We start from the raw sequence: 13,617 nt of genomic DNA on the forward strand, positions 1-13,617 counted from the left end.
GCATTACACCTCAAAAACATCTTTTGTATTTTCTCCTGTTTCTATATAAATTATTTCTTCACATAAATTTGTAAGGTGATCTCCTATTCTCTCTAAATCTCGTGCTATTAAAACGTACAATGTTCCAACTTCTTTAGAAAAATCTTCTTCGCAAATATTTGAAATAACAAATTCTCTTATATCCAGTTCAAGATTATCCAGCTCTTCATCCTGCTTCCATATTTTCTTTGCAAGCTCTGCATCTCTTTTTGAAAAAGCAAGAAACGTATCGTGAAGCATTTTCAATGCTGTTCCAAACATATCTTTTAATTCTTTTGTTAATTTAAAGGGAATGTTTTTTTCTCTGATTTTAAGAGCCTTTTCAGCCATATTGCACCCAAGGTCTGCTATACGTTCAAGGTTGTTTGCAAATTTTATCATTGTTATTACGTATCTAAGATCTCTGGTTAAAGGGTTATACCTTGCTATAATTTCATAAACTTTTTCTTCTATTTCTCTATTCAGCGCATCTATATCATCATCTAATTCGAATACTCTTTTTGCAAGAGTAGTATCTGAAAACTCCAGAGACTGGATTGACATTTCAAAAGAATCTGAAACCAGCGAAAGCATTTTTGAAATGTCTGCTTTTAGTATTGTAAATTCTCTTTCATAATGCATTACATCCATTATATTTTCCTCCTTTTTGCCAGAATTACGTATTTTTGATTATCCTATCTTTCCATTTAAATACATTTCAGTAAGTTCATTTTTTGGTTTTTTAATAATTTCGGCTGTTTCACCAGATTCTATTAAATCCCCTCTGTACATAAAAATCAAATAATCAGATATTCTGATTGCCTGAGCAATGTTATGGGTAACTATTATTATAGTATAATTTTCAGAAAGTTGTTCTAAAAGTACTTCAAGTTTTTGAGTAGCTATTGGATCAAGAGCAGACGTAGGTTCGTCAAGAAGAAGAACCTCGGGTTCAACTGCAAGAGCTCTTGCTATACATAACCTTTGTTGCTGACCACCCGAAAGAGCTGTCCCCGGTTTATGAAGTTCATCTTTTACTTCATCCCAGAGTGCGGCCTGTTTCAATGACCTTTCCACAATTTCTTCAAGTTTTTTTCTATTTTTTATCCCATGTAGTCTTGGACCAAAAGCAACATTATCAAATATAGACATTGGAAACGGTGTGGGTTTCTGAAAAACCATCCCAACCCGTTTTCGATACAAAGTAACGTCTATATCCTCTGAATATATATCTTTGTTTTCAAAATATATTTTTCCTTTTACACTAAAACCTGGAATAGTATCGTTTATTCTATTTATTGATCTCAAAAGTGTAGACTTACCACACCCAGATGGACCAATAATAGCTGTTATCTTATTTTTACAAAAATCCGCTGTAATGTTACGCACCGCTTCTTTATCTCCATAATATGCACTAAAATCCTTTACTTCTATTATTTTTTCCACTTGCATCCCTCCTGATTAAAAATGCAATTGAATATAATATCAAGACAAACACCATGAGAACTGCAGAAGATGCTTTAGCCATCCACTGAGCACTTTCACCATAAGCAGCCACAATGTAATAGATATGCGTGGGCAGGGTCATCACAGGTGAAAATAGTCCTTTAGGTAACTGAGTGGCGTAAAACACTGCTCCTGTTAACATAATTGGTGCAGTTTCACCAATAGCTCTCCCACTTCCCACAAGAGATGCTGTAATTATTCTTTTCTTAGCTGCGGGGATAAGCACCTTAAATATTACCTCATTTTTTCTTGCACCAAGGGCATACGCAGATTCCCGCAATTCTTCTGGTAAGCTTTTTAACGCTTCTGCGCTTGCCGAAGCGATAACAGGTAGAATCAACAATGAAAGAGTTAATGCTCCAGAAAGTAACGACGTTCTAAAGTTCATCGTAATCACAAACAAAGACAACCCGAAAAGACCGTAAACTATCGAAGGAACACCACTCAGTGAAGTAACAGAAATGTCAATTAAACGAGCTATTTTATTTGTTCCATACTCAGAAAGAAAAACACCTGTTATAATCCCCAATGGAACAGCAAATAAAACACTTAACGAAACCATCAACAAACTTCCTAATATCGCGGGAAAAATTCCTCCTTCTTTCATTCCATTACTTGGCCATTGAGTGAAAAACGAAAGTGTGAAGTACTTTACACCACTTATAATTACCAGCCCAAAAAATAATACTATTATTGTTAAAACAATATAAGATAAACTTTTCAAAATTATTGTAAAAATAATATCTTTTTTCAAATCGACCACCTTCTTGTTAATTTCCTTGAAATACATGTTAGTACTATTGAAATTCCAAGCAAAATCGCCCCAGCAGCAAATAATGAATGATAATGCATACTTCCAAGTTCAACTTCTCCCATTTCACTTGCAATTACCGCTGTTAACGGTCTCACAGGATCAAATAAAGATCGAGGTATCATTGCAGCCCCACCTCCAACAAGCAACACAACCATGGTTTCGCCTATAATCCTGTTTACTGTAAGAACAGCCCCATTAAAAAGTCCAGAAATAGAAGCCCGTGTGGTAATTTTAAATGTCGTGATAAATTTAGTCGCACCAAGTGCTAATGAACTTTCTTCAAGTGAGCGATCAACTGCATCCATAGCTTCCGTCATCAGCGAAACTGCATAAGGAAGAGACAAAAATATTAACCCAGTTGATGCTAAAAGAAAATTTTCAGTTGACCATATATCAAAATAAATAAGGATCGGGGAAATATACATTAAAATAAAAGCGCCTATTATTACTGAAGGAACACCAGATAACAATTCCACACCTGACTTAATAATATTTTTTTCCCAGGAAGATGCATAAGTATGAAGATACAACGCTATAAAGTACCCCAGAGGCAAAACAATAAGAGAGGAAAAAAGTGTCAAAAGAAATGTCCCAACTATCATTGCAAGCATTCCATACTCTGCTTCATAACTTGTAGGATACCAGTTGGTACTTGTAAATATCTCCTTTCCAACAGTTATAAAAGCAGGATATGATTCTTTTATCATAAAATAAATCAGAAAAAACAGCGCCACTGTGGCTGTGGCCGCCAAAACGAAAATCAATGAAGTTTGAAAATAATATCCTAATTTCCTTTGCAAATGCAATTCCCTCCTTTAAAGTGTTGCTATTTAGAACCCGTAAGCCGCAACGTACCCTGCCTTTTCCACCAATTCCTGTCCTTCTTTAGAAAGAGCAAAGGTAATATAATTTTTAATTACACCAGATTCAGGATATCCTTTTGTCGCATCAATAAACATGAAAAGAGGCCTTGAAATGGGATATTTTCCTGTTAGTATATTTGATTTTGTAGGAAGTACTCCTCCAATCTTTAATACTTTGACCTTTTCCGTAACATAACCCACTCCCACGTAAGCTATTGCATAAGGATTTTTTGCAACACTTTCTATTTCAAACTGAGTACTTTCAACTAATCTCACCCATGGAGCCATTTTCAAATTATTGAGAACCTTCTTTTCAAATGTTTCATAAGTGCCCGAAGCAGTATTTCTTGAATATACTGTTATTCTTTTCTTAGGCAAATTTGGATTAACCTGATTCCAGTATCTTATTTTTCCCGTATAAATTTTCGAAAGAATTTCCAGAGATATCTCGTTTATATTAAGTTCTTGATTAACAATTATTGCTATTCCATCATAACCAACCACAATGGGGATAAAATATTTTCCTTTTTCACTCATTTTTTTAAGTTCCTTTTCTTTCAACCACCTGCTTGAATTAGCAATATCTGCTGTTCCGTTAAACAAAGCTGCTATACCTGTGGAAGATCCCGCACCTTCTAAAGTAACCTCAACATCTGGATACATTTTTTTAAACTTTTCAATCCAGAGTTGAGCAATAGGAAAAACCGTGTTTGAACCTTTAATCACAAGTGTTTTTGAAAAAGACAAAATTGAAAAAACTATCAATACCAGAATAAAAATTTGCTTCATATCCTCACCTCCAAATAGTCAGTTGCCGACTATATTGTCGGATATTATTGTTTAATAGCTATTATATTTTATTAAGAAATGTTAAGAAGTGAGGAAAGACTCATTTGGAAGTCGAAGGTTTTATTCTTAAAATCATGGAAAGGGACAAAAGAATTAGCCCAACGATCATTATGGCCGATGGAAGTCCAAACTTATCTGCAAGATAACCAGCTATAAGAGAAAAAATTGCAGTCAAAAACGTTGTGAATTGAGACTCTACTGATAAAACGGAAGCCATAGCTGTTGATTCAACGTTATCGCTAACATATGCCACAGAAATGGGTCTTCTGATATTCTCTAAAACATGAAGTAATATAAAAAATATTATTGAAAGAATACTCAAATTAATTTTATACGCAAATCCAGCGGCCGTTATAATTAATGCTCCCGCAATCAGAGTAGTGTTTAAGGCTTTTGAAGGATGTTTCAACCTTTGGTTTACTCTCCAGGAATTTTTCGAAGCAATGCTCGTTAAAAAATACAATATAAAATACACTATTCCAATAACTACAGCGGATCTTTTTTTATCTTCCCAGAATAAGAACACAGGCAATGACAATGCAAATGCTTCCAATATAGGTTGTAAGTAATCTTTTAAACTCTTAAATACTGCACTATACGAAGAGGTGTTCAACAATATCCTGAGGACTCTAATATTTACTACAGCATTTATGAAATCTTTTAAGGTTGCCTTTTTGGTCTTCTTGCTTAAAGTGCCATCTAACTGTGCTGGATATGTAGCAAGATTAATAAAATTAAATATGTAAGGTACAATAGCAGCAAAGAATATCACTCTATAATTTCCACTATAAAATACTATTGTGGCAGCTATCAGAGAGTTTAACGCTGAACCAAACTGAGACGCAGCTCTTGTCGCACCATAATATTGAACCTTTAAATTTTCCATATTTTTTATTTTAAGATAGTCCAAAATCATCGCTTTATGCGTACCTGTCCTGAATGCCTCTCCAAATGCGTACAATATCATTGCAAAAATATATAAATGAAACACCGGAAAAAAGTAAAAAATAAGAAACGCTATTATATACGATCCCATTGAGAATAACATAGACTTTCTCCTACCATATACATCGGCAATTATTCCTGTAGGAACTTCAAGTAGATTGGTTGTAATACTCTTAACAGAAAATAATATACCTATTTGAAAATAAGTTAACCCACTTTCCAGAAAAAACAGAATAAGAAATGGTTCAAAGAATCTCAGATTCTTTAAAAAACCATACATTTGAAATTTTCTAAACTGTATGTCTTTTTCAAACATTTTGATCACCAACCAGACAAAAAATAGGATCGATTTTCTTATTTATCTTATACGCAAATGCTCTACACCCACCGTAACATTTGTTAAAAAACAAACATTCTTTGCAATCCTTTATGAGAATTTCAGAATCGTAAGATTTCCATAACTCACCAAAACTTTTATTTTTTATATTTCCCATATAAAATTCTTTATCAAATCGAAAGTGTCCACAGGGAACGACTGTTCCGTCAACAAGAATTGAAGCATGGGTACGCCCAGCAGTACAGAGCCCTCCTTTGATATTTTCCTCAACATAAAAAACCACATCATTTCGATATTTATCTATTATGCTCTGAACATATTTTATCATCTTTCTTGTTGGAAGAAGTTCATCTTTATAAAGTTCTCCACGGCCAACGGGGACAAATCTGTCAACGTAAAGATTTACCCCAAGCTTTTTAGCAAATAAAACCATATTTTCAAAATATGAATAATTTCTCGCGTTTATAACATGTAAAATCGTAACTTCAAAACCCGCTTTAAGAAAATTCATTAAGCCTTCCATCGTTCGTTGAAATGTATTCTTTCCCCTAACAAATTCATGGAGCGACGCTATATGACCATCCAAAGAAACACCTATCAATATTTCTTTATCAATCTCTTTTAATTTCTTCACCCTCTCCCAGGTTGCAAGAGACCCATTTGTATTTATCATCATTCTTGCACCAAGAGATCTTCCATAAAGTATAATGTCTTCAAGATCTGGCCTTAAAAAAGGTTCGCCACCAACAATATCGATAATCTTTACACCTGCATCCACTAAATCTTTAATAACCTTTTTTGCTTCTTGAGTTGTCAATTCATATCGCGATTTTTTTCCTGCATTACAATAACAATGTCTGCATGAATAATTACATGCAGTAGTAATCTCAAATTCTACAATTTCAGGTCTTTGCATAAAGAACTTTTCCCTCCTTTATGCTTTTTCTTTTTCCTTTTTCGAATATAGTATACCATCAGATATTTTAATAGAACTTAAAAAATATGAAAATTACCCATTTTATATAAGGCTCTTACTCTTTTCTCAACATCGCAAGATCCTTCGTCGCTACGTCCCTCAGGACAGGCTTCGCCAGCCTTGCTAATGCCCTGTCATCCCGAGCATATGCGAGGGATCTTATCTTTTAATAGCCCTCGCTAAATTAAGATTCCTCACCCTCTGGGTTCGGAATGACATGAGTGGGAGCCAACTCTCGCTAATCTCGCTAACACTCGCTAATCTCGCCAATCTTGCCAAATTAAGATTCCTCGTCGCATCCGCTCCTCGGAATGGCATGGGTGGGGGGCAACCTCGCCAGATTTATCCTCATTCTCTGGCAGAAACATATCTGTTTAAGACTTTGGAGTATTATAAATTTGTGTTAAAATTAATTGTTGATGCTTTAAACGTTTATAACGGGAGGGATGACATTGGATACAAAAGAACTCGTATTGAAACTAACATCTATTGATGGACCATCTGGATATGAAGACAAAGTTATAGAAGAGATTAAAAATATAATGAGCCCCTATGTAGACGAAACTTATATAACAAAAACTGGCAGTTTAATTTGCAAAAAAAATGGAACTGGTAAAGGAAAAATAGGAATGTTAGCCCATGCAGACCAATTAGGTTTTGTAATTTCAAAAATAGATGAAAAAGGCTACGCTTACGTTTCAAGTATAGGTGGATGGGATCCAAAAGTTATTGCGGGACAAAGAGCAAAAATTTACTCACAGAAAGGATTATTTTCAGGAATATTTGGCTTTCTTGCACCACATTTACAAAAGAGTTCTGAAAGAAAAAAAATGCCAGATTTAGATGGACTTTTTCTTGATATAAGCATAAATGACAACTGGAAAGATATTCAGGTTGGTGATATTGTAACGTTAGATGATGTTGATGGGTTTGAACAAAATAACTTTATATTTGCTCCTTCATTAGATAATAGAGCCAGCTGCGCAGCTATAATCAAAACTGCAGAACTTTTACAAAAAATGTCACACGAATACGATGTTTATTTCATATTCTCTACACAGGAAGAAATTGGAGGCCCTGGAGCACCAACAAGTGCTTATTATTGCGACTTAGATTATGCTTTTGTAATTGATGTAACTCACGGTGATGAAAATGTACCTGGGTATGTAAAAATAAAGATAGGTGAAGGGCCTGCAGTTGGAATAGGCCCGGTTATAAATAAAGATTTCAACAAACATGTTCAGGATATTGCTAAAAAATACAATATAAAAATACAATTTGAACCTATACCAAGACGTTCTGGAACAGATACTGATGCTGTGCAACTTGTGAGGAAAGGCATAAAAACGCAACTGCTTTCAATTCCTCTAAAATATATGCACACCCCTGTTGAAAAAATTTCTATTAACGATATAGAAAACACCGCAAAGTTGATGACATTCTCTATCATGGAATTGGAGGTGCAATAAATGTTTTTAAAAGAATTATCTGAATTAAACGGGGTTTCTGGAAATGAGGAGAAAGTAAGAGAGTTTATAAAAGAGAAAATAAAAGACAAAGTAGATAAGTTGTGGGTAGATAGAATGGGTAATCTTATAGCTTATAAAAAAGGAAAAGGGAAAGCAAAAGTAGTCTTAGATGCACATATGGATGAAGTTGGACTTATGATAGTTAATATAAATGACGATGGAAGTTTAGCTTTTGCTCCCGTTGGAGGAGTTGATCCAAGAGTTATCATAGGTAAAAAAGTTATAATAAATGATAAAGTAAAAGGTGTCATAGGTTATAAAGCCATACACCTTCAAAAGGATGACTATCTACGTACACCCGAATATTCTCAGCTCAGTATAGACATAGGTGTCTCTTCAAAAAGCGAAGCTGAAAAAAAGGTAAAAATAGGTGATTATGTATCGTTTCTCACAAAATACAGAGAGATTGGTAACTTTGCCACGGGAAAAGCATTCGACGACAGAGGAGGATGCAGTATTCTCTTAGACATTATCTTTAATAACATTGAGAGTGATTATGACCTATATTTTGCTTTTGTTGTACAGGAAGAAACAGGATTAAGGGGCGCAGCTGTAGTATCGGAACAGATAAAGCCCGACTTTGCAATTGCTTTAGAAACAACAACTGCCGGGGATAACCCTGAGCTTGAAAAAGAACATTGGGCCACACATCTGGGAGATGGCCCAGCCATAACTTTTTTACATTCTGGTTATGCAATAGATCATAGAATATTTGAAGCGCTTGTCAAAACAGCACAAAAGCACAACATTCCTTTCCAGTATAAAAGAAGAACAGCCGGGGGAACAGATGCAGCAAGATATGCTCGAAGTATTTACGGTGTACCAGCCGGTGTTGTTTCAATACCTTCAAGATACATTCACAGTCCTCTTTCGGTAATAAACCTTTCAGATTACAATAATACATACCTCTTAATTAAAACATTCCTCGAAAAAAGTCCTATATAATAATAAAATAGAGATAATAAACAAAAGGGCATGATTTTTAGCTTTCATGCCCTTTTTTTACCTGTTTTGTTTTCCTATTTTACATTTGGAATAAGGATTTTCAGAATTTCTTCGTTTTTAATTCTTATATATCCTTCACTAAGCTCTTTTAAAGCTATGCTCACATAATTTTTATCCCATGTTGTGACATATGGTTGTGCAAACTCTCTTAAATTCTCTGCACGTTTTGCAGCAGCAACAGGTATTGCAAATTTGTAAGGAATTCGTTCTATCAAGTCATCGTAATTAATCACTGGCTGCATATTATACCCCCTTAAAAAGTTTTCGGATTATCTCTGATTTCAGCACTCTACTTAATTTATGTGATTCAGCTATTATAATAGACTTCATTGCCATTATAGATTTCTCTAAATCGTCGTTGATTATAAGATAATCAAACTCTACCATTTTTGAAAGTTCCCATTTCGCATCTTCCAATCTTTTCATTAACGACTCAGGCCTTTCAGTTCCTCTCTTTATAAGACGCTCTCTCAAAACCTCGTAGCTTGGTGGAGCCACAAATATAAACACCGCCTCTTCGAAATTCTTTTTTACCTGCAACGCTCCTTGCACATCTATGTCCAATATAATACTTTTTCCTTTTTCTATATTATCAACTACAAATCCTTTTGGCGTCCCGTACAAATTTCCGTGAACTTCTGCCCATTCTAAAAATTCCTGATTGTGCTGCATTCTAACAAAAGTTTCTTTATCGATAAAAAAATAATCTACTCCATTCACCTCTCCAGGTCGAGGTGGCCTTGTCGTACAGGAAACCGAAAATACAAGATTATCCATTTTGTTTAGCAAAGAACTAATTATGCTTGTTTTACCAACTCCAGAAGGACCACTTACTACAAAAAGCGTTCCTTTCATCTCTATCCCTTTCTTCTTATTTTATCAAGCTGTTCTTCTATTTCAAAGAAAGACTGCATAAACCTCTGAGCAATAGTTTCAGGTTGAATTGCACTGAGAATTATGTGATTACTATCTGATATAAGTATCGCTCTTGTTTTTCTACCATAAGTTGCATCTATAAGTTTCCCCTCATCTTTTGCATCCTCTTTCAATCTCTTTAAAGGAGCGCTTTCAGGATTAACAATTGCGACAATTCTATCACCTGCTATAACATTACCAAATCCTATATTTATGAGCCCAAACATACCAACACCTCCCGGATTACTCAATATTCTGTACTTGTTCTTTAATTTGAGAATTTACAAACTTCCCATCTATTGCTAAATTACTAATTTCCAGCATACGACTTTTTGAAAGAATAGTGTTCAGTTCCCTATGAATCTCCTGAGAAAGAAAATTCAAGAGAGTACCCACTGGATTATTTTGGTTTAAAAGTTCTTTACACCTGTTTAAATGACTTTTCAACCTTACAATCTCTTCTCTAATATCAGCTTTATCTGCTATTAGAGCCACAGCTGTTTCAAATTGATTTGCATCAAGCTCTACATTTTCCGGTAATATTTCTTCAACATTTTCCTTTATACGTTTTGCTATTTCTTGCTTTAAAAGATGGGAATATTTTTCTATCTCATTTGAAATATCCATAAGCTTATCTACCAGCTTTTTTAAATCCTTAGATAACTTTTCTCCTTCAATTTGCCTTTCCTTATCAACCACTTCTAACGTATTTTCAAGAACTTTAACAACTTTATTCCAGAGTCTCTCGATTTCATCAGAATCCAGCTCAGAATGAAAGATCTCTCGAAATACAAGAATATCAGACAAATTTATTGAAGATTGAATATTTAAGCTCTCTCTTATACTTTCAAGTACTTCAAAATACGACCTTGCCATGGCAAAATCTATCTTTAACTCAACTGGCTTTAAAAAGCGTGTATTAATTTTTACGTGAACTTTACCTCTTTTAACGTATTTAGACACTATTGAAGTTGCCAAATTTTCTTTTCCACTTAAATAATAAGGCAAAGAAACACTAACATCAAGGACTTTTGAATTTACCGTTTTGATTTCACATGAGATTCTGTAATTTTCATCCACATAGTCCAACTTTCCATACCCCGTCATACTTTTTGGCAAAATTATCACTCCTGTAAATTAATTATACACGATTCTCAACAAAAATCAAAAAAATTTTTCTTATTTCTCAGATTTTCTGTAAAAAAGGTGGGACCGACGTAACGGTCCCGATAATGAGGGCTTTATCTCATCCGCCTACTGCTCGCTTAGCCTTTAGCAATTTTCATACCTTCTTCAATAGCCTGTTTATTTAAATCTATAAGATGAGATTTTTTTCCAGTAAGTTTCTTCTGGAAAGCTTTTTCTATACTTTCTTTAGACACGATACCAGTTTTTGCAATAACTGCTCCTAACATAACCATATTTGCAACCTTTAAATTTCCAAGTTTATCCGCTATCTCGTTACACGAAACTTTTATGATGCTTATTCCATCTTTTACATCAGGTTCTCGATCTATAACCGATTCATTAAGGAACAGATACCCATTTTTTGTAACAAAATTCTGGAATTTCAACATAGAAGGGATATTCATAGCTACAACCACATCAGCTTTATCCACCACAGGAGAAGCTACTTCTTCATCACTTACTACAACTGTACAGTTAGCAGTTCCTCCGCGCATTTCTGGGCCATAGGAAGGTATCCATGTAACATTTTTACCTTCTATCATCCCAGCATATGATAAAATCTGTCCCATTAACATTACACCTTGTCCACCAAAACCTGCAAAAATGAATCTCATTTCTCATCACCAACCTTATCCACAAAGACTCCAAGGGGATACTCTGGAATCATATTTTCTTCAAGCCACTTCATTGAGGTTATAGGATCAATACCCCAATTTGTTGGACAGGTTGAAAGTATTTCTACCATTCCAAACCCTAATTCGTTAATCTGGGCAAGGAATGCTTTTTTTATAGCCTTTTTGGTTTTTTCCACATCCTGCGGTGTTGTAACTTTAGTTCTTGCAAGATAGGCTACACCTTTAGCCTCTTTCAAAAATTCACACATATGCATTGGATAGCCATCATTCTCTGCTTTTCTTCCATATGGAGTAGTGGTAGTTTTCATACCAAGAAGGGTTGTTGGAGCCATTTGACCACCTGTCATACCATATATTGCATTATTCACAAATATTGTCGTAATTTTTTCTCCACGATTTGCAGCATGAATAATTTCAGCTGTTCCTATGGCGGCCAAATCTCCATCTCCCTGATATGTGAAAACCATTAAATCCGGCCTTGATCTTTTAATTCCAGTAGCAACTGCAGGAGCTCTACCATGAGGTGCTACTGTACCATCCATGTTAAAAAACTGATACGCAAAAACTGAACATCCTATAGGTGCGACTACCAATGTTTTCTCTCTTATACCAAGTTCATCAACTACTTCTGCAACAAGTCTATGAATAATTCCATGATGACATCCTGGACAATATGTAAACTCTTTTTCTCCAAGTGCTTCAGGCTTTTTATAAATAACCTGCATTAAAATCACCTCCCAATTTCCTTTTTCAACGCTTCGTAAATCTCATTTGGTGTAGGAACTACTCCACCCATTCTGGAATAAAATTTCACAGGTTTCCTTCCTTTTATACTTATGAGAACGTCTTCCAACATTTGTCCCATATTCATTTCAACATCGAAAAACATATCAACCTTATCAGCTAATTTCTCAAGTGGTTCATATGGGAATGGCCAAACAGTAATTGGTCTGAAAAGTCCTACTTTTATTCCATCTTTTCTCGCCATATCAACAACACTTTTTGCTATCCTTCCAATAGTTCCAAATGCAGTAATAACTATATTGGCATCCTCTGTTTTGTATTCCTCCCACCTAATTTCTTTCTTTTCAATCTCTTTATACTTTTCGACAAGTACAAGATTCATTTTCTCAAGAACGTAAGGATCTATATCAAAAGATGTTATTAAATGAGGTTTTCTACCTTTTGCACCTGTCATTGCCCAGCTGCTATGATCAGGAAGAGTCGACAAATCTCTAAAATCTGGAAAAACAACAGGTTCCATCATCTGACCCAAAAGCCCATCAGCGAGTATCAAAGCAGGATTTCTGTATTTATCCGCCAGATCAAACGCAAGCACAGTTAAATCAACTGCTTCTTGAACGGTGGATGGCGCTAACGTAATAAGTTTGTAATCCCCATGTCCACCACCTTTAGTAGCCTGCCAGTAATCACCTTGGGCTGGCTGGATATCACCTAATCCTGGACCACCACGAACAACATTTACAAAAACTGCCGGCAATTGAGCACAGGCAATGTAAGATACACCTTCCATCATCAAACTGAACCCTGGCGAAGAAGTTGATGTCATAACCCGAGTCCCGGTACATGCCGCGCCATATAACATATTCACCGTAGCTACTTCACTTTCAGTTTGTAAAAAAACTCCGTCAACTTCTGGCAAGCGTTTTGACATATATTCAGGCAGTTCACTTTGAGGAGTAATTGGATATCCAAAAAAGTGCCTACATCCGGCTCTAATAGCAGCTTCTCCAATTGCTTCTGTTCCTTTAACCATCACTTTCTCCATTATTTCCCCTCCTTACTCTTCCCTATAAACTGTTATACAAACTTCAGGACACATTCTGTAGCAAAAACCACACGCGATACACTTTTCAAGGTATTTTGCCTCAGCTGGATGATAACCCTTTGTGTTGAAACCTTCTGCAAAATCTATCACTTTTGTTGGACATGCATGAATACAGAGCCCACACCCTTTACACCTTTCCTGGTCAATTTCAATGTACCCTTTTACCTTAGGCATTTTTACAACCTCCT

General features: G+C 35.2%; 17 protein-coding genes. 2 read left to right on the forward strand and 15 right to left on the reverse strand.

Annotation, left to right across the window (positions count from 1 at the left end; translation table 11 throughout):
* Positions 1-3 precede the first annotated feature (3 nt).
* From phoU to JYK00_RS08700, 7 genes are all read right to left on the reverse strand, one after another.
* Positions 4-672 carry a phosphate signaling complex protein PhoU gene (gene phoU, locus JYK00_RS08670; protein ID WP_207567679.1) on the reverse strand — a complete coding sequence of 223 codons (669 nt, stop codon included), beginning with the start codon at positions 670-672 and terminating at the stop codon, positions 4-6.
* Positions 673-708: 36 nt separating this feature from the next.
* Positions 709-1,464: a phosphate ABC transporter ATP-binding protein PstB gene (gene pstB / locus JYK00_RS08675; RefSeq protein ID WP_207566508.1), complete on the reverse strand. Its 756-nt coding sequence runs from the start codon at positions 1,462-1,464 to the stop codon at positions 709-711.
* Entirely contained in the window at positions 1,433-2,278 is an 846-nt protein-coding gene (gene pstA, locus JYK00_RS08680) for a phosphate ABC transporter permease PstA (RefSeq protein ID WP_207566509.1), read from the reverse strand. The genes pstB and pstA overlap by 32 nt, the downstream gene beginning before the upstream one ends.
* Positions 2,275-3,138, reverse strand: coding sequence for a PstC family ABC transporter permease (locus JYK00_RS08685; protein WP_228288154.1), 864 nt, complete (start codon positions 3,136-3,138; stop codon positions 2,275-2,277). Before JYK00_RS08685 ends, pstA begins: the two co-directional genes overlap by 4 nt.
* Positions 3,139-3,168: 30 nt before the next feature.
* Positions 3,169-3,990: a phosphate ABC transporter substrate-binding protein PstS family protein gene (locus JYK00_RS08690; RefSeq protein ID WP_207566510.1), complete on the reverse strand. Its 822-nt coding sequence runs from the start codon at positions 3,988-3,990 to the stop codon at positions 3,169-3,171.
* A 100-nt stretch (positions 3,991-4,090) separates the two neighbouring features.
* The gene (locus JYK00_RS08695; protein ID WP_207566511.1) at positions 4,091-5,311 is read right to left on the reverse strand and encodes an MFS transporter; all 1,221 of its coding nucleotides are present in this window, start codon (positions 5,309-5,311) and stop codon (positions 4,091-4,093) included.
* Complete coding sequence (locus JYK00_RS08700) at positions 5,304-6,248, reverse strand: radical SAM/SPASM domain-containing protein (protein WP_207566512.1); 945 nt, start codon at positions 6,246-6,248, stop codon at positions 5,304-5,306. The genes JYK00_RS08695 and JYK00_RS08700 overlap by 8 nt, the downstream gene beginning before the upstream one ends.
* Positions 6,249-6,754: 506 nt before the next feature.
* Between JYK00_RS08700 and JYK00_RS08705 the strand changes: the two genes are divergently transcribed.
* Positions 6,755-7,777 (forward strand): M20/M25/M40 family metallo-hydrolase, encoded by a 1,023-nt coding sequence (locus tag JYK00_RS08705; protein WP_228288155.1) that lies wholly within the window; start codon positions 6,755-6,757, stop codon positions 7,775-7,777.
* Positions 7,778-8,782, forward strand: a complete 1,005-nt coding sequence (locus JYK00_RS08710; protein WP_207566514.1) for a M42 family metallopeptidase — start codon at positions 7,778-7,780, stop codon at positions 8,780-8,782.
* Positions 8,783-8,856: 74 nt separating this feature from the next.
* On the opposite strand, the gene rpoZ is transcribed toward JYK00_RS08710, so the two are convergent.
* The 8 genes from rpoZ to JYK00_RS08750 form a co-directional block, all read right to left on the reverse strand.
* The gene (gene rpoZ, locus JYK00_RS08715) at positions 8,857-9,084 is read right to left on the reverse strand and encodes a DNA-directed RNA polymerase subunit omega (protein ID WP_207566515.1); all 228 of its coding nucleotides are present in this window, start codon (positions 9,082-9,084) and stop codon (positions 8,857-8,859) included.
* A 1-nt stretch (position 9,085) separates the two neighbouring features.
* On the reverse strand, positions 9,086-9,697 hold the full coding sequence (gene gmk / locus JYK00_RS08720) for a guanylate kinase (RefSeq protein ID WP_207566516.1): 612 nt from the start codon (positions 9,695-9,697) through the stop codon (positions 9,086-9,088).
* A 2-nt stretch (positions 9,698-9,699) separates the two neighbouring features.
* Positions 9,700-9,984, reverse strand: coding sequence for a DUF370 domain-containing protein (locus JYK00_RS08725; protein ID WP_073072363.1), 285 nt, complete (start codon positions 9,982-9,984; stop codon positions 9,700-9,702).
* 16 nt (positions 9,985-10,000) lie between these two features.
* A complete protein-coding gene (locus JYK00_RS08730) occupies positions 10,001-10,876 on the reverse strand; it encodes a YicC/YloC family endoribonuclease (RefSeq protein ID WP_207566517.1) in 876 nt (291 codons plus the stop codon).
* Between the two features lie 146 nt (positions 10,877-11,022).
* Positions 11,023-11,559 (reverse strand): 2-oxoacid:acceptor oxidoreductase family protein, encoded by a 537-nt coding sequence (locus JYK00_RS08735; protein ID WP_207566518.1) that lies wholly within the window; start codon positions 11,557-11,559, stop codon positions 11,023-11,025.
* On the reverse strand, positions 11,556-12,305 hold the full coding sequence (locus JYK00_RS08740; RefSeq protein WP_207566519.1) for a thiamine pyrophosphate-dependent enzyme: 750 nt from the start codon (positions 12,303-12,305) through the stop codon (positions 11,556-11,558). Before JYK00_RS08740 ends, JYK00_RS08735 begins: the two co-directional genes overlap by 4 nt.
* Positions 12,306-12,310: 5 nt before the next feature.
* Positions 12,311-13,369, reverse strand: a complete 1,059-nt coding sequence (locus JYK00_RS08745) for a 3-methyl-2-oxobutanoate dehydrogenase subunit VorB (protein ID WP_207566520.1) — start codon at positions 13,367-13,369, stop codon at positions 12,311-12,313.
* A gap of 12 nt (positions 13,370-13,381) precedes the next feature.
* Positions 13,382-13,603: a 4Fe-4S dicluster domain-containing protein gene (locus JYK00_RS08750; protein WP_207566521.1), complete on the reverse strand. Its 222-nt coding sequence runs from the start codon at positions 13,601-13,603 to the stop codon at positions 13,382-13,384.
* Positions 13,604-13,617: the final 14 nt, after the last annotated feature.

This window comes from Thermosipho ferrireducens (genome assembly GCF_017358165.1).
GTDB classification, from domain to species: domain Bacteria; phylum Thermotogota; class Thermotogae; order Thermotogales; family Fervidobacteriaceae; genus Thermosipho_B; species Thermosipho_B ferrireducens.

Excerpts from the sequence above, each read along its gene's own strand:
- JYK00_RS08690 (WP_207566510.1), bottom strand. The coding sequence starts at position 3,990 with ATGAAGCAAATTTTTATTCTGGTATTGATAGTTTTTTCAATTTTGTCT.
- JYK00_RS08695 (WP_207566511.1), bottom strand. The coding sequence starts at position 5,311 with ATGTTTGAAAAAGACATACAGTTTAGAAAATTTCAAATGTATGGTTTT.
- JYK00_RS08700 (WP_207566512.1), bottom strand. The coding sequence starts at position 6,248 with ATGCAAAGACCTGAAATTGTAGAATTTGAGATTACTACTGCATGTAAT.
- JYK00_RS08705 (WP_228288155.1), top strand. The coding sequence starts at position 6,755 with ATGACATTGGATACAAAAGAACTCGTATTGAAACTAACATCTATTGAT.
- JYK00_RS08710 (WP_207566514.1), top strand. The coding sequence starts at position 7,778 with ATGTTTTTAAAAGAATTATCTGAATTAAACGGGGTTTCTGGAAATGAG.
- rpoZ (WP_207566515.1), bottom strand. The coding sequence starts at position 9,084 with ATGCAGCCAGTGATTAATTACGATGACTTGATAGAACGAATTCCTTAC.
- gmk (WP_207566516.1), bottom strand. The coding sequence starts at position 9,697 with ATGAAAGGAACGCTTTTTGTAGTAAGTGGTCCTTCTGGAGTTGGTAAA.
- JYK00_RS08725 (WP_073072363.1), bottom strand. The coding sequence starts at position 9,984 with ATGTTTGGGCTCATAAATATAGGATTTGGTAATGTTATAGCAGGTGAT.
- JYK00_RS08735 (WP_207566518.1), bottom strand. The coding sequence starts at position 11,559 with ATGAGATTCATTTTTGCAGGTTTTGGTGGACAAGGTGTAATGTTAATG.
- JYK00_RS08740 (WP_207566519.1), bottom strand. The coding sequence starts at position 12,305 with ATGCAGGTTATTTATAAAAAGCCTGAAGCACTTGGAGAAAAAGAGTTT.
- JYK00_RS08745 (WP_207566520.1), bottom strand. The coding sequence starts at position 13,369 with ATGGAGAAAGTGATGGTTAAAGGAACAGAAGCAATTGGAGAAGCTGCT.
- JYK00_RS08750 (WP_207566521.1), bottom strand. The coding sequence starts at position 13,603 with ATGCCTAAGGTAAAAGGGTACATTGAAATTGACCAGGAAAGGTGTAAA.